The following is a 17752-nucleotide window of genomic DNA, read 5'->3' as shown; positions in this document are numbered from 1 at the left end:
AAGACAAGCCTCACATGCCTGTCTGAGGCCTTTCCTGTCGTATACCCGACCGGCCATTTTGTTGACAAAACTGGTGCATACGCGGGCAACAATCGGTCGTGCGTCGACGAAAATTTTCGACCGTTAGTTGCGCATTTACATAAAGAAAAAGGCGGAAAACCCGCCTTTCGATCGATCGCGCCTGCATCAGCCGAGATGCGGGTAGTCCGACAAGGTCAGCCGGAAGCCGTGCGCATTCGCGACCAGTTGCGCCTGCGCGCCGAACGGCAGCGTCAGCAGGTCGGGCACATGGCCGAACTGGAGCCCCGTGACGACCGGGATCCCGATCACCGCTCGGACCTGGTCGATCATGGCCTGCATGTCGTAGCCGTTGTCGTACTCGAACGGCCGCGCGCCGGTGAACTGGCCGAGCACGAGCGCCTGCTGGCGCGCGAGCAGCCCCGACAGGTGCAACTGGTAGATCATCCGCTCGATCCGGAACGGCTGCTCGTTGACGTCCTCGATGAACAGGATGCCGCCTTCGATGTCGGGCATGTACGGCGTGCCGATCAGCGACGTCAGGATCGCGAGGTTGCCGCCCCACAGCGTGCCCGTCACGTTCGCCGCCTGCACCTGCGGCGCCTCGGTGACGATCGTCGCGCCCGGCTGCGTCAGCGTCTGCCAGAAGTGCTGCATCGTGAAGTCGCTCGGCGTTTCCGCGCCGAAGTCGGCGGACAGCATCGGGCCGCCGAACGTCTTGATGCGCGCCTTCGCATACAGCGCGAGCTGGATCGCGGTGAAGTCGCTGTGGCCGACGAGCGCGACCGGCTGGTCGCGCAGCCGGCGCTCGAGCCCGCGGTAGTCAAGCCCGTGCAGGATCCGCGCGGCGCCGTAGCCGCCGCGCACCGCGAGCGCGATGTCCGGCAGCGGCCGCTCGGGATCGGCGAGGCGGTTCAGGTCGCCTGCCCGCTCCCCGTCGGTACCGCCGAACCGCTGGTAGCGCCGCTGCGTCGCCTCGATGTTCTCGATGCGATGCTGCGCGGTGCTGAGGCGTTCGAGCGCGCGATTGATCGCGTCCGGGTCGTGCGGATAACCGGACGGCGCCAGCAGGCGGATGGTATAGGACGCGGCGGGCTGGAAGGACATGGGGGAAAGGTGTCGGGTCGTCAAACCTGCTTAGAGGGTCCGAACCGTCTCCGGTTCACGGCGTCGTGCCTGACGGGTGGGCTTATGACGCGCCGGGTGCGGCATCGCGGGCGAGCCGCGCCTCGCGCAGCGCGCGACGGCGCTCGGCGAAGAACGACTTCAGCGCGGCGCCGCACTCGTCGGCGAGCACGCCGCCCGTCACTTCGGTATGGTGGTTGAGCTGCGGATTCGCGAACGCGTCGATCACGCTGCCGCACGCGCCCGTCTTCGGATCGGCGGCGCCGTAGACGACCCGCGCGATGCGCGCATGCATGATCGCGCCCGCGCACATCAGGCACGGCTCCAGCGTCACGTACAACTCGCAGCCGGGCATCCGGTAATTCCGCAGATGCTGCGCGGCCATCCGCAGCGCGGCCATTTCCGCATGCGCGGACGGGTCGTGCCCGCCGATCGGATGGTTGAAACCGCGCGCGATCACTTCGTCGCCGCGCACGAGCACCGCGCCGACCGGCACCTCGCCGGCCGCGCGCGCCTCTTCGGCGGCGGCCTGCGCGAGCCGCATGAAATGCAGGTCGCGCGCCGACACGGGCGTGGCTTCGGGAACAGGTGTATCGGTGGCCGGTTCGGCCGTCGGAGCGGTTGCCGACCGGGCTGCGTCGTGCAGCGCGTCGGACGTCACATCGGCCCCGTGTCGGCGGGCGCTTCATCGAGCCCGCGCTCGCACAGGCGCTCCGCGATGCGCCGGCAGTAGTCGCGCGGCATCACCATCGGGCCGCCGCGCAGCGATTCGAGCGCCATGTCGAGCGCGAGGATCTTCGCCTGCAGCCGGCAGCGCGCGGCACGGTCGCTGACCGCCTGCACTTCGTCATGCAGGTTGCGCAGCGCGCGCAATTGTTCGACGGCCGGCGGCACGAAGCCCGCGTTCTTCAGGATACGGTTGGCCACCCGCACCTCCTCGGGCACGAGCAGGTCGTCATCCAGCGCCTGCGGCGCGCCGGTACCCGGCAAATCGTCGAACTCGCCCCGCGCGGCGGCGGCGGCGATACGTTGTTCGACCAGGGCGTCAAGCAATCTCATCAGTCAATCGGAACAATGCGGCAGGCCGAATTCTAGCAGGGTGACGCGGCTATGACAGGCCCTTCGAATATATGCTCGATATTGTGCTTTTTAGGGGCCGAATCGCCACGCATGCACGCCGATCACCGTCAAATGCCGCTCTGCTGCGCCGCAGCGGGCCGAGCGCCGTGCGGGCCGCTCCCGACGCAAACGGCGTCGGGCCCTGTTTTCTATTCGTGACGAGGCGCGCCGGACCGCGCCGGTCCGACGAAACGGCAGCCGTTCCGTTTCCGCCGCCGCATCAAGCGGCCGCCGTTTCCGGCCGCGTTTTCGCGAACGGGCGAAACATCATCGCGATCAGGAACGCGCCGAGGCCGATCGCGAACGAACCGAGGTACAGCCAGCCGTAACTGCCGAACGTATCGACGATCAGGCCGCCGGCGACCGGGCCCGCGGCCATCCCGAGGCTGCCGGCCATCGCGCAACCGCCGATCACGGTGCCCATCATCCGCAGCGGGAAGTTCTCGCGCGCGAGCACCGCATACAACGGCATCACGCCCGCATAGATGAAGCCGAACAGCGTCGCGACCGCGTAGAACCCGTCGAGCGAGCGCACGAAGTAATAGCCGAGCGCGCCGAGCGCCTGCGCGAGCAGCCCCGCCACCAGCATGCGCTTCGCGCCGAGGCGGTCGCCGAGCATGCCGAACGCGATCCGGCCGCCCATCCCGGCGAGCCCCTCGACGCTGTAGATCGACACCGCGACGATCAGCGGGATGCCGCACGTGACCGCGTAGCTGACCGTGTGGAAGATCGGGCCCGAGTGCGTCGCGCAGCAGAAGAAGTTGGTCAGCAGCAGGATCATGAACTGCGGCGAGCGCAGCGCATCCGCGACCGACATCGCCGCCGGAGCGCCGGCAGCCGAAGGCGCGGCGTGCGCGGAGGCAGGGTCGAGCGCGGGCGGCCGCCGTACCAGGAGCGACACCGGAATCATCACGACGGCCGCCAACCCGGCGATCAGCAGCATCGACGTGCGCCAGTCGCGCACCGACACGAGCCACGCGGCGAGCGGCGCCATCGTCATCGGCGCCATTCCCATGCCGGCCGACACGAGCGACACCGCGAGGCTGCGGTGCGTGTCGAACCAGCCCGTCACGCACGCCATCATCGGCGCGAATATCGCGGCGGTCGCGCCGCCGACGGCCAGGCCGAAGGTCAGCTGGAACGCGAACAGCGACGGCGCGCGGCTCGCCAGCGCGAGGCTCGCCGACAGCAGCACCGCGCCCGCGAGGACGACCGGCCGCGTGCCGATCCGGTCCGACAGGCTGCCCCACGCCATGCTCGCGAAGGCCATCGCAATGAAGCCGAGCGTCATCGCCGTGGAAATGCCGGTCATCGACCAGCCCGTGTCGCGCGCAATCGCGCGCAGGAACACCGGCAGGGAAAACATCGCGCCGATCGCGACGCAGCCCATCAGGCCGCCCGCGGCGACGATCACCCAGCGGTAACGGGAATCCGTCATTTGGCGTCTCCTTGTCCGTTTCGGCCATCCTCGGAAACCGGGTACAGGCCGCATGTGCGGCGCCATACCCGGTCGACATGGATACGACGGGCGAATCATCGGGAAATCGACATCCGCGGGTCACGGGCCGGCGATTTTTCATTGTCGGCCAATCCGCGCGGCCGGCAACGAACCGGTCACGCGTTCGCCCCGCTTTGCCGGAATCGGAAATTCGTTATCGGAAATGGTTGGTTTGGCCGCGCGGCCACGCTGACTACACTCGGTCCATCTTGTCATAACAAGTTGATCGATGACCGCATCCAACGTCGTGCCGCTGTCGGCGGCCCCGCTCTACGTACAGATCAAGGACATGCTGCGCGCGCGCATTCTCGACGGCACCTATGCGCCGCACAGCCGGATGCCGTCCGAGCACGAGCTGTGCGCGATGTTCGACGTCAGCCGCATCACGGTGCGCCAGGCGCTCGGCGACCTGCAGAAGGAAGGACTGCTGTTCAAGCTGCACGGCAAGGGCACGTTCGTGTCGAAGCCGAAGGCGTTCCAGAACGTGACGTCGCTGCAGGGCTTCGCCGAGGCGATGTCGTCGATGGGTTACGAGATCGTCAACCAGTTGCGCAGCTTGCGCACCGTGAAAGCCGACCGCCATCTCGCGACCAAGCTGAACGTGCCGGAAGGCGCGCCGCTCGTCGAGATCCACCGCGTGCGGCTGCTGAACCGCGAACCGGTGTCGCTCGAACAGACCTGGGTGCCGGAAGCGCTCGGCAAGCGCCTCGCGGGCGCCGATCTCGCGACCCGCGACATCTTCCTCGTGCTGGAAAACGACTGCGGCATCCCGCTCGGCCATGCCGACGTGTCGATCGACGCGATCCTCGCCGACGACGAGATCGTCGATGCGCTGCACGTCGAGGACGGCAGCCCCGTGCTGCGCATCGAGCGCCTCACGCACGACGCGTCGGGCGCCCCGATCGACTACGAATACCTCTACTTCCGTGGCGACGCATTCCAGTACCGGCTGCGCATCGACCGGCAAAAACCACGCAAATCTGCAAGGAAACAGCGATGACAACCCAGGTTCACGAATACGACGTCGTCGTGGTCGGCGGCGGCACGGCCGGGCCGATGGCGGCGATCAAGGCGAAGGAGCGCGACCCGTCCCTGCGTGTGCTGCTGCTCGAGAAGGCCCACGTGAAGCGCAGCGGCGCGATCTCGATGGGCATGGACGGCCTGAACAACGCGGTGATCCCCGGTCATGCGACGCCCGAACAGTACACGCGCGAAATCACGATCGCCAACGACGGCATCGTCGACCAGGAAGCCGTGTACGCGTACGCGGCGCACAGCTTCACGACGATCGAGCAGCTCGACCGCTGGGGCGTGAAGTTCGAGAAGGACGGCACCGGCGACTACGCGGTGAAGAAGGTCCATCACATGGGCTCGTACGTGCTGCCGATGCCGGAGGGGCACGACATCAAGAAGGTGCTGTACCGGCAACTGAAGCGCGCGCGCATCGCGATCACGAACCGGATCGTCGCGACGCGCGTGCTGACCGATACGCAGGGCCGCGCAAGCGGCGTGCTCGGTTTCGACTGCCGCACCGCCGAGTTTCACGTGATCCGCGCGAAGGCCGTGATCCTCTGCTGCGGCGCGGCCGGCCGCCTCGGCTTGCCGGCATCGGGTTACCTGATGGGCACCTACGAGAACCCGACCAACGCGGGCGACGGTTACGCAATGGCCTATCACGCGGGCGCCGCGCTCGCGAATCTCGAATGCTTCCAGATCAATCCGCTGATCAAGGACTACAACGGCCCGGCGTGCGCGTACGTGACGGGCCCGCTCGGCGGCTTCACCGCGAACGGCAAGGGCGAGCGCTTCATCGAATGCGACTACTGGAGCGGCCAGATGATGTGGGAGTTCTACCAGGAACTGCAGAGCGGCAACGGCCCGGTGTTCCTGAAGCTCGACCATCTCGCGGAAGAAACGATCCAGACCATCGAGCAGATCCTGCATACGAACGAACGGCCGAGCCGCGGCCGCTTCCACGCGGGGCGCGGCACCGACTACCGCAGCCAGATGGTCGAGATGCACATCTCCGAGATCGGCTTCTGCAGCGGTCACAGCGCATCGGGCGTGTACGTGAACGCGCGCGCGGAGACGACCGTGCCGGGGCTCTACGCGGCCGGCGACATGGCGGCCGTCCCGCACAACTACATGCTCGGCGCGTTCACGTACGGCTGGTTCGCCGGGCAGAACGCGGCCGACGACGTGGCCGGACGCGACCTTGCGCCGGTGGACGACGAACAGGTCGAGGCCGAACGCGCCCGCGTGATGGCACCGCTTCTGCGCGAACACGGCCTCGCGCCGGCGCAGGTCGAATACAAGCTGCGCCGCATGGTGAACGATTACCTGCAACCGCCGAAGGTGACGCGCAAGATGGAAATCGGGCTGCAACGCCTTGACGATATTACTGAGGATATCGAACAGATCAAGGCCGGTCATCCGCACGAACTGATGCGGGCGGCCGAAGTGCGCGCGATCCGCGACTGCGCGGAAATGGCCGCGCGCGCGTCGCTGTTCCGCACCGAGAGCCGCTGGGGGCTGTACCATCATCGCGTCGACTTCCCGCGTCGCAACGACGCCGAATGGTTCTGCCACACGTGGCTGCGCAAGGATGCCGATGGCGCGATGCGCAGCGAGAAGCGGCCGGTCGAACCGTACGTCGTGCCGCTGGCCGACGACGATCGCGGTGCCTACACGAATCTGCGCATCCGCGAACCGGCCGCGCTCGCGACTGCCCTCTAAGGAGCCCTACCGTGCCCCATACCCCGCACGACATCTTCCTGCGCAGCAGCGCACCCGTGACGATCGACGAGGAACGCTGCATCGCCGACAAGGGGTGCACCGTCTGCGTCGACGTGTGCCCGCTCGACCTGCTCGCGATCGACGTGACCAAGGGCAAGGCCTACATGCAGTTCGACGAATGCTGGTACTGCATGCCGTGCGAGCGCGATTGTCCGACCGGCGCAGTCAAGGTCGAAATCCCCTACCTGCTGCGCTGACCGCGTACGTCAACGCCCTTTTTCTTCGCTCATGACCGACTCTCCTTTCGCCGCCCCGCTACCCGGCGCACACGAGCGCGACCCGGCCGCGCTCGTCGCCCGCCTCGCCGCGCCCGACGCATCCGTGCGCCGCGTCGCGCTGTTCGAACTCGCGGATCTCGAGGATCCCGAACGCGTGCCGGCGTTCGTCGCCGCGCTGCGCACCGACCCGTCGGCCGACGTGCGCGGCGAAGCCGCCCGCGTACTCGGTGCGTGGGAACAGCCCGACGTCGTCGAGGCGCTGTGCGGCGCGCTGCTCGATCCGGACGACGACGTGCGCGCCGCCGCCGCCCAGAGCCTGTCCGAACTGAAGGACCCGGCGTCGGGTCCCGTACTGTGCCGCTGGGCCGGCCGGCCCGAGCCGTTCGTGCGCCGTGCCGTGCTGCGCGGATTGCGCGAGTTGCGCGACCCCGGTGCGTTCGCACCCGCGCTGCATGCGCTCGAGGCCGAGCCCCCCGCCGTGCGCGCCGAAGCCGTCACGGTGCTCGGCTGGCTCAAGGATCCGCGCGCGCTTTCGCCGCTCGCGCGCATCGCGACGGCCGATACCGATGCGGACGTGCGACGTGCCGCGGTCGGCTCGATCGGCTTCGCGGCAGCCGGCGATGCGGCCGTCATCGATGCGCTGTTCGCCGCGCTGCGCGATCGCGCATGGCAAGTACGCGAGGAAGCAGCCACCACGCTCGGCAAGCTGCGCGTGACGCTGGCGCGCGAGCCGCTCGTCGCCGCGCTCGACGACGACTACTGGCAGGTGCGTCTGCGCGCAGCACGCGCACTCGGGCAGTTGCGCGACGCGGCTGCGGCGCCGGCCGTCGTCGCGCTGCTCTCGCATGCGATCAGCAATCTGCGCAAGGAAGCCGCGCTCGCGCTCGGCGAATTGCGCGACCCTGCGACGCTGCCCGCCCTGAACGATGTGCTCGAGGATCGCGACCCGGAAGTCCGCAAGGCCGTACGGATCGCGATCCGGCAAATCGGCGACGCGCCCCGATGATCGCGCCGACCGAAATCGCGCTCGACCATCCGGCAGGCGCGCTCATGCTGCGCTGGCCCGACGGCGCAACGCAGCGCATCGGCTATGCGCGATTGCGCTCCGAATGCCCGTGCGCGGCATGCCGACGCATCCGGCGTGACGGCGGTCGCATCGATGCCCGGCCCGACCTGACGCTCGAAGGCGTGGAGCCGGCCGGCTACGGCGTGCGCTTCATGTTCGGCGACGGCCACGCGCGCGGCATCTATCCGTGGCCCTATCTGGCGGACATCGACTAGCAGCCGCCGTGCGGCTTCCCGCGGGTTCGCGGGCGCGATGGCACGCGTGTGGAAACGCTGCGATACTGACGCCCACGAACGTCTCCACCCACCGTGGGAGCAAGGACATGCAAACCGCAGTCGGATTCATCGGCCTCGGCGTGATGGGCACGCCGATGGCGCTCAATCTCGCGCGTGCCGGCACGCCGCTCGTCGCGTGGAGCCGGTCGCGCGGCAGCGACGATGCGCTGCGCGCCGCCGGCGCGCGCATCGCCGAGCACGTCGACGACGTGTTCGCGGCGTGCCGCACCGTGATCCTGATGCTCGCGAACGACGCGGCGATCGACGCCGTCCTCGCGCGCGGCACACCCGGTTTTGCCGCGCGCGTCGGCGGCCACACGATCGTGAACATGGGCACCAACGCACCCGGGTATTCGCGTGCGCTCGCCGATGAAATCGCCGCCGCGTCGGGCCGCTACGTCGAGGCGCCCGTATCGGGGTCGCGCAAGCCGGCCGAAGCGGGCCAGCTCGTCGTGATGCTGGCCGGTGCGCCGGACGACGTCGACGCCGTGCGCGCGCTCGTCAAGCCGCTGTGCCGCGACAGCTTCGTGTGCGGCGACGTGCCGTCGGCGCTGACGATGAAGCTGGCCGTCAACCTGTTCCTGATCACGATGGTCACCGGCCTGACCGAAGCCACGCATTTCGCACAACGTCACGGTATCGATCTCGCACGTTTCGCCGACGTGCTGAACGCCGGCCCGATGGCAAGCGACGTATCGCGCGTGAAACTCGGCAAGCTCGTCGCGGAAGATTTCTCCGTGCAGGCCGCGATCACCGACGTGCTGAAGAACGCGCGCCTCGTCGCCGAATCCGCGCGCGGCACCGGCATCGCGTCGCCGCTGCTCGACGTCTGTCACGCGCTTTACGGCGAGACCGAAAAAGCCGGACATGGATCGGACGACATGGTCGCGGTGATTCGCGCGATCGAACGACGCACCGACGCATAGGCGCGCCCATGTCCGGAACGCAGCCCTCCGCAATCGGCGCCGCCGCAACCGTGCGCCCCGTTCCCGCCGTGATCGGCATCGTGCTGCGCGAACGCGACGTTTTGCTCGTGCGCCGCGCGAATCCGCCCGACGCGGGCTGCTGGGGGTTCCCCGGCGGCAAGATCGAACCGGGCGAACCGATCGCGGACGCGGTCGTTCGCGAGATCGCCGAAGAGACGACCGTCGCGGTCGATGCACTCGACGCCTTTACCGCGCTCGATGCGTTCGATTACGATGCGGGCGGCGCCGTGCGCCAGCATTTCATCATGGTCGCGGTGCTGTGCCGATGGCTGCGCGGCACGCCCGCCGCCGGCGACGATGCGCTCGATGCGCGCTGGTTCGCCCTCGACGAGCTCGATCGTGATGACGTGCCGATGAGTGCGGGCGTGCGCGACGTCGCGCGACGGGCGATCGAACGGTCGGCATCCCTGGGCGACGCGCGGCGCTCGCCCGTTTGACGCTTCGCCGTCGTTTCCGCGCTACCGTGCGGACGATGCGCCCGATCCATCGCGGTGCGGGCTACCCGCCGGGCACCGGATCACAACCTATCCAATCATGATCAGAATTCGCCAATCCACCGAGGCCGACGGCACACGCGTGCTGGATATCTGGCGCCGTGCCGTCGACGCAACCCACCCCTTCCTGAGCGACGACGACCGCCGCGCCATCGAAGCCGAAGTCGTCACGTTCCTGCCGGCCGCGCCGCTCGACCTCGCTGTCGACGCGCACGATCGGCCGATCGGCTTCATGCTGCTCGACGGCAGTCACATGGAAGCGCTGTTCGTCGATCCCGCCCATCATGGGACGGGTGTCGGTCGGCGGCTTGTCGAAGCTGCGCTCGGGCGCCACCCCGATTTGACGACCGACGTCAACGAGCAGAACGAAGCGGCCACGGCATTCTACGAGCGGCTCGGGTTCGAGCGCTGCGGACGATCGGCCTGCGACGGACAAGGGCGGCCGTATCCGCTGATTCACCTTCGTTATCGCGGTAGCGAACGATCCTGAGCAGGATCGGGAACCGGTGCGACATCCATTCGCACGTTATCCGAGCGATGACATCTCGATTCCCGTTCGCGGCCCGCTGTCGGACGCCAATCGCGCCGATGCCATGTCGTTCTCGAGCGCAGGTAACGGATAGCCGCCGCGCTGGCAAGCCCGGATTTCCTGCCGTCATCCGATCTTGATCCGGATGGCCGAAGGTCCGGGTGAGCTTGCCGCGCGACGATCACGCGTGGAACAACGTCAGTCGGATCACGCCCCTGCATCGCAGCCAGTCACAAACGGTGCAATAGCGAGAACGCGCGTTTCTCGGGCCAAACGAGCCTATCTCCGCCCCGATGATGCTACTCTCTCGGCCAACCCAAACGTCACCCCATGAAGCAGCAGGATTCAACCATGCAGACCGTCGCGGTACTGGACTTCGAAACCACCGGACTGTCGCCGAACATGGGCGACCGCGCGACCGAAATCGCCGTCATCCTTCTGCGTGACGGGCAGATCGTCGACCGCTTCCAGAGCCTGATGAATGCGGGCCGGCGCATCCCGTCCGATGTCGTCGCGCTCACCGGCATCACGAACGACATGATCGCGTCGGCACCGCCGGCGTCCGAAGTGATGAAGGAAGCCGCGGCGTTCGTCGGCAAGCATGCGGTCGTCGCCCACAACGCCGGTTTCGACAAACGCTTCTGGCAGTCGGAGCTCGGGCAGCTCGGCATGCCGGCCGAGCATGCGTTCGCCTGCACGATGCTGGTGGCGAGACGGATCTACCCGGACGCTCGCAGTCATCGCCTGTCGAGCCTGGTCGAGATGCTGCGGTTACCGAAATCGGGCCGCGCGCACCGGGCGATGGTCGATGCCGAAATGGCCGGCCATCTGTGGTGCCGATTGCAGCACGACATCGCCCGGACGTACGGGCTGGATCGCATCGATCACGCGCTGATGTCGCGAGTCCAGGCAACGAGCAAGGCGAAGGTGCCGACGTATCTGCGTTCGCTCGGGTGCGCGCACGCGTAGGCATCCGGTCGCGCCCGTTGACACGACGCGTCCCGTTCCACGCGATGCGTGAATGCAAAAACGGCTTGGCAAGCGCCAAGCCGTTTTTTTTGCCCGGACGTGAACCCGACCCGGAAGCTTACGCAGGCTGCTTGGGCGGCTGGACGGCGCCGATCTGGATGAAGACCTCGAGGGTGTTGAGTTCGTCCCAGTGTTCGACGAAGCGGCCGTGCTCCACCCGCCAGATGTCGATCGAGCGCATGACGAAGGGCCTGCCGGTCGCGGGGTAGCCGAGAAGGTTGCCGGTGTGGGTGCCCTCGTAACGATAGCGACCGACCACGCGGGAGCCGTCGGCCGACACGAAAACGTCCTCCGCGGTGACCTTCAGGTCGGGAACGCCCGCGATGATGGCCCCAAGCACCTTCTTGGAACCTTCCCGTCCGGGTTCAGCGAATGCGTTGTGGTTCACGTAGTTCGGGGCCTTGATCTCGTCGAGGCGCGATACATCGTGGTTGGACATGATCTCGGCAAAGAGGTAGCCGAGCGTGGCCAGATCAGGGGAAGGAGCGCTGTTCATGGATGAAGTCCTTTTGCGGTTAGGGAGTCACATCACTGCCTGCTTCGAAGTTCTATCCGAGAAAAAATATCTAGCAACGCTAGAATCATAGTCTAGCAACGCTATTTCTTCAAGCGTCGGTATAATTACGGGTCAAAGAGGCTTTTGGGGGAATCAGTGATGGGGGTCGCCGAGCGCAAGAACAGGGACCGGGACGCACGCGAGCAGCGCATCACCGCAGCGGCCCGACAGATTGCGGAGGCAGAGGGCTGGAGCGCCGTTACCGTTCGCCGCCTGGCTGACGAGATCGAGTACAGCCAGCCCGTCCTCTATTCGCACTTCAAGAACCGGGACGCGATCGTCGGCGCCGTTGCGCTCGAAGGCTTTCGGGAAATCAAGACGGCGCTTCATCAAGCGGCGCAGCGATCAACCGATCCCCGCCAGGCGTGCGAAAGTGTTGCGATCGCTTATCTCGACTTCGCTCGCGACAATCCCGCGCTCTACGAGGCGATGTTCACGATGCCGACCGACTTGCTTTTCGCAGAGGCCGACACCAGGCCTGAACTGAGAGAAGCCTTCGAGGTGCTTGCCGCTGTCGTGCCGTCGAGTCTGAATGTCGACGTGGCGACGGAGACGTTTTGGGCAACCCTTCATGGGCTGGTTCAGCTCGAAAGCTCAGGCCGGATCAAGCACAGCACGCGGCTGGCGCGGGTAGCATTGGTTATTCGCGGCCTGTTCGGATGAGCGATCCTCCTGCTATTTCAGGCCTGTTCGGATGAGCGATCCTCCTGCTATTTCAGGCCGGTCCGATCAAGCCGTTCACGCCGCTCGGTTTGGACGGCGTGACAGTCCGCCAAAGGTGGCGGATGAAATTCGTGCGGCGCCCCCCCCCTACGTTGATTGACGCACGATTGCGGTATCGGCCGGCCAGGAACCCACTGCTTCGTCTGCGTCCGCCGCAATCGTGTTCGCCGTCCAGGCTTTTGCGGCCGAGCTAAATCCCTTCCGAACAACGTTCGGAAGCAGATGTGCCATTGGCTCTTCTTTAACGGATGCTCGCAAATGTCGCGCGAATATCGCTTACCAGCGCATTCGGATTTTCCAACGCGGCGAAATGGCCACCCTGCTCGTGCTCGCCGAAGTGCCGCACATCGCGGTAGCGTCGTTCGATCCACCGCCGCGATTTTCGTACGTGTTCGCCAGCAAGCATGGTGAATCCAGACGGCACGGCAATGGGACGATCGATACGAGCCGCGGAGGACCAGCTGGATCGCTTCAGTTCCCAATACAGTCGTGCTGACGAAGCCGACGTATTGGGTATCCAGTACAACATGATGTCGTCGAGCATGTCGTCGAGCGTGAAGGAAGCTTCCGCGTTGCCCGCGGTGCCGCACGTGTCCTGGAACATCGCGTAAATCCACGCTGCCTGCGCAACCGGAGAATCCGCGAGCGCGTAGCCTATCGTCTGCGGTCGCGTCTGCTGCTGTTGAGCGTATCCGGATAGCGTGCTCCAGAAATACCGGGCACTGTCGAGCATGCCCTGCTCATCCGGCGTCGCGTCGCGCATTTCGTCCGGCGTGGGCATGAACATCGCGAAGTTCAGATGGATACCCATAAGCTCGGGGAGCGCCAGTGACGCGACTTCGTCCGTCACGCCTGCGCCAAGATCACCACCTTGCATGACCCAACGGTCATAGCCCAGTCGGTGCATCAGCTGAACGTAAGCGCGCCCAATGCGCGACATGTCCCATCCGGGTTCATCAGGTTTGTCGGAAAAACCAAATCCCGGCATCGACGGAATGACGAGGTGAAACGCCTGCCTCGGATCGCCGCCATGTGCGGCGGGATTGCCGAGCGGCCCTATCACCTTGCGGAACTCAAGCACGGAACCGGGCCAACCATGCGCCATCAGCAATGGAACGGCATCGGGTTCAGGTGACCGAATGTGGAGGAAGTGGATGTCAAGGCCGTCAATGGTCGTCTTGAACTGCCCGAAGTCATTCAACATCGACTCGCAGCGACGCCAGTCGTAACCCTCTATCCAATGCGCGACCAATGCCTGCAGCTTTGAAAGCCGCGGACCCTGACTCGTGTCATTGACGGTCTCAGGGTCGGGCCAGCGCACCCGCCGCAGTCGCTCGCGCAAATCGGACAATTCGTGCTCGGGCACATCGAGATGAAACGGCTTGATCAGATCACTCATGACTTGCTGCCTTTAGTTGCGTAGCGACGTTTCATGAAGTCGACGAGCGATGTCGGCCGCACCGCCGGATATCGGTCATTCGCGATGTCGCGCAAAGTCCCTTCGCCCGACATCATCGGTAGCAGATACTGGAGCGACAGCATCGCCGTCGGATGAGCACCGGCCTTCGCCATTCGCCGTAGTTCGGCGTATCCGTCCGCGATCGAGCCTCGACGAATCCGATGAAGCGCCCTGCCCGTCGCTGCTGCATAGTCACCTGCGATCTGGGCAATGGTGCGGCAGTCACCTGCCACGGACACCACCCGGTTGGCCGATGCCGGATCCTCGACGACCGCCACCGTCCAGGCCGCGACGTCGCTCATGGAAGTGAAATCGAGCGGCACCTCGTCGTCACCCCAATAAGTGATCGTGCCCGCGTTGGCATCGATCAGGCCGGGATGGGAGAACACGGCCTCCATGAATCCACCGTTCAGGATGTGGGTATAGCCGATGCCACTCGGGGCGACCTTGCGATCGAAGGTCCGCCGCATGTCGAGGTAAGGGTTAATGCCTTCAGGAATCGAGAACAGGTTCTCCGAGAAGTCCGACGGGACGAATCGCCCGACGTTCGCCGCGAGCGCTGCATCGAGCAAACGGGACTGGCCGTCAATGATGGTGTCAGGTCCGCCCTGAACTGCCGAAATGACGGTACCGACGCCGGCACAGGCGTGCCTGAGGCTAAGCGGGTCGTCCAGATCCATATTGACGACGGTTACGCCGTTCGCTGCCCACCCCTTTGCACGATGGGCATGTTTGCCTGCCGAACCGCCGCGAACACCCGCACGGATCTCACTGGCGGGCCGCGTGCGAAGCAACGCATCAATGACCCTGCGCCCAAGATTGCCGGCGGCGCCGGCGACCAGATAGCTCGTTTGCGTGTTCTCCATGACTTCCTCGGTTCGTCATGACGCGCGGTGTACGTCGTTGAGAAGAAGTCTAGGTTGTTCCGGGTTTGAATATAAGATGGCTGAATCGCGACTCGCTGTTCCGGAAAACGATACGAAATGGATCAGGCCGACCTCATCATCTTTCTTCGGTTAGCCGATAGCGGCAGCCTTTCCGGCACCGCACGGGCGCTGAAGACGCCCAAATCGTCCGTCAGCCGGGCGCTCGTCCGATTGGAGACGGAGATTGGATCGGCGCTCTTCGACCGGTCCACACGACATTTCCGGCTGACTGACGCGGGAAAACTGCTGCTGCCCTACGCGTCGCGGGCAGTTCAGGACCTACAGGAAGCGCAGGCGATCATCGATGGCTACGCGGGAAAACCGCGCGGGCTTCTACGGATCAACACGACGCAATCGTTCGCGCAGGGACTCGTGGCGCCCATGCTGCCTGAATTTCTCGACCGCTATCCGGAACTCGCCGTGGAGCTGACCACGGACTCGAACTACGTCGACATTGCGCGCGACGGTATCGACGTGGCGGTGCGCGTCGGCACACTGCCTGACTCGTCGCTCATCGCTCGCAGGCTGCCACCCGTTGAATTGTGGTTATGCGCAAGTCCGTCCTACCTGGCGCGAGCGGGCGTTCCGATGGAGGCAGCTGAACTTCACGGACATGCGCTCATCGTTCGGGAGGCGCCCACGAACTGGATTTTTCAGGATGGCAAAGCGGAATTGACCATACAGCCGCGTGGCAGGGCAATCATCCCGGACGCGGCTGCGCAGAAGATCGTTCTTGAAGGCGGCGGCGGGATTGGTTTTCTTCCAAGCTACCTCGCGGCTCCCGCCTTGACGGCGGGCACCCTGGTGCGGGTCCTTCCGTCATTGCGACGGGAACCCATCGAGCTTCACGCGTTGTATCCGACGCACCGCAGCATGTCGGCAAAGGTCCGGGCTTTCATCGATGCCCTGATCGGTCACCTTGATACGGTCAGGCTAACGTCCTCGCGCGACTAGCCAGCCGTCTCATGCGGTACCGTCATTCGTACCGCCCGAATGACCGGGATTGAGTGAAACAGGATGCGCGCTGAATCACTCAATCCCTTGACACAAAAGGCTCACGGTCGATTTTTGATACTGCTCGAGACGACGTGAGCCGATTGTGAATCACTCCCACTCGATCGTCGCCGGCGGCTTGCCCGAAATGTCGTACACGACCCGATTGATCCCGCGCACTTCGTTGATGATCCGGTTCGACGCACGGCCGAGCAGCGCGTACGGCAGGTGCGCCCAGTGCGCGGTCATGAAGTCGGTCGTCTGCACCGCGCGCAGCGACGTCACATAGTCGTACGTGCGGCCATCGCCCATCACGCCGACCGACTTGACCGGCAGGAACACCGCGAACGCCTGGCTCGTCAGGTCGTACCAGCTCTTGCCGACATCGGCTTCGCCGCACAGGCCGGCCGCCGCGTCCTGCGCGGTCGCGGTCGTGTTGCGCAGTTCCTCGATGAAGATCGCGTCCGCGCGGCGCAGCAGGTCCGCATACTCGCGCTTCACTTCGCCGAGAATCCGCACGCCAAGGCCCGGGCCCGGGAACGGATGGCGGTACACCATCTCCGGCGGCAGGCCAAGCGCGACGCCCAGCTCGCGCACTTCGTCCTTGAACAGGTCGCGCAGCGGCTCGAGCAGCTTCAGGCCGAGCGTTTCCGGCAGGCCGCCGACGTTGTGGTGGCTCTTGATCGTCGTTGCCTTCTTCGTCTTCGTGCCGCCCGATTCGACCACGTCCGGGTAGATCGTGCCCTGCGCGAGCCACTTCGCCTTCGACAGCTTCTTCGCCTCGGCCTGGAACACCTCGACGAACTCACGGCCGATGATCTTGCGCTTCGCTTCCGGATCGGTCACGCCGGCCAGGTGGCCGAGGAACTGGTCGGACGCATCGACGTGCACGACCTTCGCATGCAGGCGGCCCTCGAACATGTCGAGCACCATCTTGCCTTCGTTCAGGCGCAGCAGGCCGTGGTCGACGAACACGCAGGTGAGCTGGTCGCCGATCGCGCGGTGAATCAGCGCGGCCGCGACGCTCGAATCGACGCCGCCCGACAGGCCGAGAATCACTTCCTCGTCACCGACCTGCTCGCGGATCTTCGCGACGGCTTCCTCGATGTGGTTCTTCATGATCCAGTCGGGCTTCGCGCCGGCGATCTGCAGCACGAAGCGTTCGATGATCTGGCGGCCCTTCACCGTGTGCGTGACTTCCGGGTGGAACTGCACCGCGTAGTAGCCGCGCGCCTCGTCGGCCATGCCGGCGATCGGGCAGCTCGGCGTCGACGCCATCAGCGCGAAGCCCGGCGGCAGCTCGGCAACCTTGTCGCCGTGGCTCATCCAGACCTTCAGCATCCCGTGGCCTTCGGCCGTCGTGAAATCCTCGATGCCGTCGAGCAGGCGCGTATGGCCGTGCGCACGCATTTCCGCGTAGCCGAATTCGCGATGGTCGCTCCACTCGACCTTGCCGCCGAGCTGCACGGCCATCGTCTGCATGCCGTAGCAGATGCCCAGCACCGGCACGCCGAGATCCCACACGGCCTGCGGCGCGCGCAGCTGATGGTCTTCGTACGTGCTCGCGTGGCTGCCCGACAGGATCACCGCCTTCGGCGCGAACTCGCGGATGAAGTCGTCGGACACATCGTTCGGGTGGATTTCGCAGTAGACGTGCGCTTCACGCACGCGCCGCGCAATCAGTTGGGTGACTTGCGAACCGAAGTCGAGAATCAGGATTTTGTCGTGCATGGCTGCGGACGGGATGAAGAGAATAAGAAAAGCAGCGCATCGAGCGCTGCGTCAAAAGCATGGACAGCGGCGTCGGGCGGCAGGCGGCTCGCGAATCAGCCGGATCAGCGTGAACGCACGCTTGCCGAGGAACGTCACGCCGGCGAGCGTCAGCACGCCCCACAGCAGCGCGAGCGCCAGATAGAAGCTCGCCATGAACTTCGCGAACGTC

At 65.7% G+C, this 17752-nt stretch carries 19 protein-coding genes; 11 read left to right on the top strand and 8 right to left on the bottom strand.

Features of this window, described 5'->3' with window-relative positions; all coding sequences use genetic code 11:
* Nucleotides 1-186 precede the first annotated feature (186 nt).
* From ldcA to G3N62_RS10170, 4 genes are all read right to left on the bottom strand, one after another.
* Nucleotides 187-1125 (bottom strand): muramoyltetrapeptide carboxypeptidase, encoded by a 939-nt coding sequence (gene ldcA / locus G3N62_RS10185; protein ID WP_124669722.1) that lies wholly within the window; start codon nucleotides 1123-1125, stop codon nucleotides 187-189.
* Between the two features lie 82 nt (nucleotides 1126-1207).
* The gene (gene tadA / locus G3N62_RS10180) at nucleotides 1208-1804 is read right to left on the bottom strand and encodes a tRNA adenosine(34) deaminase TadA (RefSeq protein ID WP_069706307.1); all 597 of its coding nucleotides are present in this window, start codon (nucleotides 1802-1804) and stop codon (nucleotides 1208-1210) included.
* Nucleotides 1801-2202, bottom strand: coding sequence for a DnaJ family domain-containing protein (locus G3N62_RS10175; protein WP_034188809.1), 402 nt, complete (start codon nucleotides 2200-2202; stop codon nucleotides 1801-1803). The genes tadA and G3N62_RS10175 overlap by 4 nt, the downstream gene beginning before the upstream one ends.
* Before the next feature lie 280 nt (nucleotides 2203-2482).
* On the bottom strand, nucleotides 2483-3700 hold the full coding sequence (locus G3N62_RS10170) for an MFS transporter (protein WP_059561799.1): 1218 nt from the start codon (nucleotides 3698-3700) through the stop codon (nucleotides 2483-2485).
* A 289-nt stretch (nucleotides 3701-3989) separates the two neighbouring features.
* Here G3N62_RS10170 and G3N62_RS10165 point away from each other — a divergent pair, with 289 nt between their 5' ends.
* The 9 genes from G3N62_RS10165 (at nucleotide 3990) to G3N62_RS10125 (ending at nucleotide 11093) form a co-directional block, all read left to right on the top strand.
* Nucleotides 3990-4760: a GntR family transcriptional regulator gene (locus G3N62_RS10165; RefSeq protein WP_034188811.1), complete on the top strand. Its 771-nt coding sequence runs from the start codon at nucleotides 3990-3992 to the stop codon at nucleotides 4758-4760.
* Complete coding sequence (locus G3N62_RS10160) at nucleotides 4757-6496, top strand: fumarate reductase/succinate dehydrogenase flavoprotein subunit (protein ID WP_124669723.1); 1740 nt, start codon at nucleotides 4757-4759, stop codon at nucleotides 6494-6496. The genes G3N62_RS10165 and G3N62_RS10160 overlap by 4 nt, the downstream gene beginning before the upstream one ends.
* 11 nt (nucleotides 6497-6507) lie before the next feature.
* Nucleotides 6508-6753 carry a ferredoxin family protein gene (locus G3N62_RS10155; RefSeq protein WP_034188813.1) on the top strand — a complete coding sequence of 82 codons (246 nt, stop codon included), beginning with the start codon at nucleotides 6508-6510 and terminating at the stop codon, nucleotides 6751-6753.
* A gap of 31 nt (nucleotides 6754-6784) precedes the next feature.
* On the top strand, nucleotides 6785-7780 hold the full coding sequence (locus G3N62_RS10150; protein WP_124669724.1) for a HEAT repeat domain-containing protein: 996 nt from the start codon (nucleotides 6785-6787) through the stop codon (nucleotides 7778-7780).
* On the top strand, nucleotides 7777-8055 hold the full coding sequence (locus tag G3N62_RS10145) for a DUF971 domain-containing protein (RefSeq protein WP_034188815.1): 279 nt from the start codon (nucleotides 7777-7779) through the stop codon (nucleotides 8053-8055). Before G3N62_RS10150 ends, G3N62_RS10145 begins: the two co-directional genes overlap by 4 nt.
* Nucleotides 8056-8162: 107 nt before the next feature.
* On the top strand, nucleotides 8163-9041 hold the full coding sequence (locus G3N62_RS10140) for an NAD(P)-dependent oxidoreductase (RefSeq protein ID WP_049032642.1): 879 nt from the start codon (nucleotides 8163-8165) through the stop codon (nucleotides 9039-9041).
* 8 nt (nucleotides 9042-9049) lie between these two features.
* Nucleotides 9050-9538: an NUDIX hydrolase gene (locus tag G3N62_RS10135; protein WP_049032643.1), complete on the top strand. Its 489-nt coding sequence runs from the start codon at nucleotides 9050-9052 to the stop codon at nucleotides 9536-9538.
* A gap of 97 nt (nucleotides 9539-9635) precedes the next feature.
* The gene (locus G3N62_RS10130; RefSeq protein WP_049032644.1) at nucleotides 9636-10085 is read left to right on the top strand and encodes an acetyltransferase; all 450 of its coding nucleotides are present in this window, start codon (nucleotides 9636-9638) and stop codon (nucleotides 10083-10085) included.
* Between the two features lie 390 nt (nucleotides 10086-10475).
* Complete coding sequence (locus G3N62_RS10125) at nucleotides 10476-11093, top strand: 3'-5' exonuclease (protein ID WP_049032646.1); 618 nt, start codon at nucleotides 10476-10478, stop codon at nucleotides 11091-11093.
* 118 nt (nucleotides 11094-11211) lie between these two features.
* Here the strand turns inward: G3N62_RS10125 and G3N62_RS10120 are convergent, their stop codons facing one another.
* Nucleotides 11212-11649 carry an ester cyclase gene (locus tag G3N62_RS10120; protein ID WP_069706314.1) on the bottom strand — a complete coding sequence of 146 codons (438 nt, stop codon included), beginning with the start codon at nucleotides 11647-11649 and terminating at the stop codon, nucleotides 11212-11214.
* A gap of 159 nt (nucleotides 11650-11808) precedes the next feature.
* On the opposite strand from G3N62_RS10120, the gene G3N62_RS10115 reads away from it, so the two are divergent.
* Nucleotides 11809-12372: a TetR/AcrR family transcriptional regulator gene (locus G3N62_RS10115; protein ID WP_124669725.1), complete on the top strand. Its 564-nt coding sequence runs from the start codon at nucleotides 11809-11811 to the stop codon at nucleotides 12370-12372.
* 301 nt (nucleotides 12373-12673) lie between these two features.
* Here the strand turns inward: G3N62_RS10115 and G3N62_RS10110 are convergent, their stop codons facing one another.
* Nucleotides 12674-13831, bottom strand: a complete 1158-nt coding sequence (locus G3N62_RS10110) for an epoxide hydrolase family protein (RefSeq protein WP_124608939.1) — start codon at nucleotides 13829-13831, stop codon at nucleotides 12674-12676.
* The gene (locus G3N62_RS10105) at nucleotides 13828-14757 is read right to left on the bottom strand and encodes an NmrA family NAD(P)-binding protein (protein WP_124669726.1); all 930 of its coding nucleotides are present in this window, start codon (nucleotides 14755-14757) and stop codon (nucleotides 13828-13830) included. The genes G3N62_RS10110 and G3N62_RS10105 overlap by 4 nt, the downstream gene beginning before the upstream one ends.
* 117 nt (nucleotides 14758-14874) lie before the next feature.
* On the opposite strand from G3N62_RS10105, the gene G3N62_RS10100 reads away from it, so the two are divergent.
* Complete coding sequence (locus tag G3N62_RS10100) at nucleotides 14875-15771, top strand: LysR family transcriptional regulator (RefSeq protein WP_124669727.1); 897 nt, start codon at nucleotides 14875-14877, stop codon at nucleotides 15769-15771.
* 150 nt (nucleotides 15772-15921) lie between these two features.
* Here G3N62_RS10100 and guaA read toward each other — a convergent pair whose 3' ends face one another.
* Nucleotides 15922-17541 carry a glutamine-hydrolyzing GMP synthase gene (gene guaA, locus G3N62_RS10095; RefSeq protein ID WP_124669728.1) on the bottom strand — a complete coding sequence of 540 codons (1620 nt, stop codon included), beginning with the start codon at nucleotides 17539-17541 and terminating at the stop codon, nucleotides 15922-15924.
* Nucleotides 17542-17752: the final 211 nt, after the last annotated feature.

This window comes from Burkholderia sp. Tr-20355, assembly GCF_017104685.1.
Classification (GTDB): domain Bacteria; phylum Pseudomonadota; class Gammaproteobacteria; order Burkholderiales; family Burkholderiaceae; genus Burkholderia; species Burkholderia seminalis.
This window is presented reverse-complemented; position numbering and strand designations above follow the sequence as displayed.

Excerpts from the sequence above, each read along its gene's own strand:
- G3N62_RS10140 (WP_049032642.1), top strand. The coding sequence starts at position 8,163 with ATGCAAACCGCAGTCGGATTCATCGGCCTCGGCGTGATGGGCACGCCG.
- G3N62_RS10120 (WP_069706314.1), bottom strand. The coding sequence starts at position 11,649 with ATGAACAGCGCTCCTTCCCCTGATCTGGCCACGCTCGGCTACCTCTTT.
- G3N62_RS10105 (WP_124669726.1), bottom strand. The coding sequence starts at position 14,757 with ATGGAGAACACGCAAACGAGCTATCTGGTCGCCGGCGCCGCCGGCAAT.
- G3N62_RS10165 (WP_034188811.1), top strand. The coding sequence starts at position 3,990 with ATGACCGCATCCAACGTCGTGCCGCTGTCGGCGGCCCCGCTCTACGTA.
- G3N62_RS10110 (WP_124608939.1), bottom strand. The coding sequence starts at position 13,831 with ATGAGTGATCTGATCAAGCCGTTTCATCTCGATGTGCCCGAGCACGAA.
- G3N62_RS10175 (WP_034188809.1), bottom strand. The coding sequence starts at position 2,202 with ATGAGATTGCTTGACGCCCTGGTCGAACAACGTATCGCCGCCGCCGCC.
- G3N62_RS10135 (WP_049032643.1), top strand. The coding sequence starts at position 9,050 with ATGTCCGGAACGCAGCCCTCCGCAATCGGCGCCGCCGCAACCGTGCGC.
- G3N62_RS10145 (WP_034188815.1), top strand. The coding sequence starts at position 7,777 with ATGATCGCGCCGACCGAAATCGCGCTCGACCATCCGGCAGGCGCGCTC.
- G3N62_RS10150 (WP_124669724.1), top strand. The coding sequence starts at position 6,785 with ATGACCGACTCTCCTTTCGCCGCCCCGCTACCCGGCGCACACGAGCGC.
- ldcA (WP_124669722.1), bottom strand. The coding sequence starts at position 1,125 with ATGTCCTTCCAGCCCGCCGCGTCCTATACCATCCGCCTGCTGGCGCCG.
- guaA (WP_124669728.1), bottom strand. The coding sequence starts at position 17,541 with ATGCACGACAAAATCCTGATTCTCGACTTCGGTTCGCAAGTCACCCAA.
- G3N62_RS10160 (WP_124669723.1), top strand. The coding sequence starts at position 4,757 with ATGACAACCCAGGTTCACGAATACGACGTCGTCGTGGTCGGCGGCGGC.
- G3N62_RS10115 (WP_124669725.1), top strand. The coding sequence starts at position 11,809 with ATGGGGGTCGCCGAGCGCAAGAACAGGGACCGGGACGCACGCGAGCAG.
- G3N62_RS10130 (WP_049032644.1), top strand. The coding sequence starts at position 9,636 with ATGATCAGAATTCGCCAATCCACCGAGGCCGACGGCACACGCGTGCTG.
- G3N62_RS10125 (WP_049032646.1), top strand. The coding sequence starts at position 10,476 with ATGCAGACCGTCGCGGTACTGGACTTCGAAACCACCGGACTGTCGCCG.
- G3N62_RS10100 (WP_124669727.1), top strand. The coding sequence starts at position 14,875 with ATGGATCAGGCCGACCTCATCATCTTTCTTCGGTTAGCCGATAGCGGC.
- G3N62_RS10170 (WP_059561799.1), bottom strand. The coding sequence starts at position 3,700 with ATGACGGATTCCCGTTACCGCTGGGTGATCGTCGCCGCGGGCGGCCTG.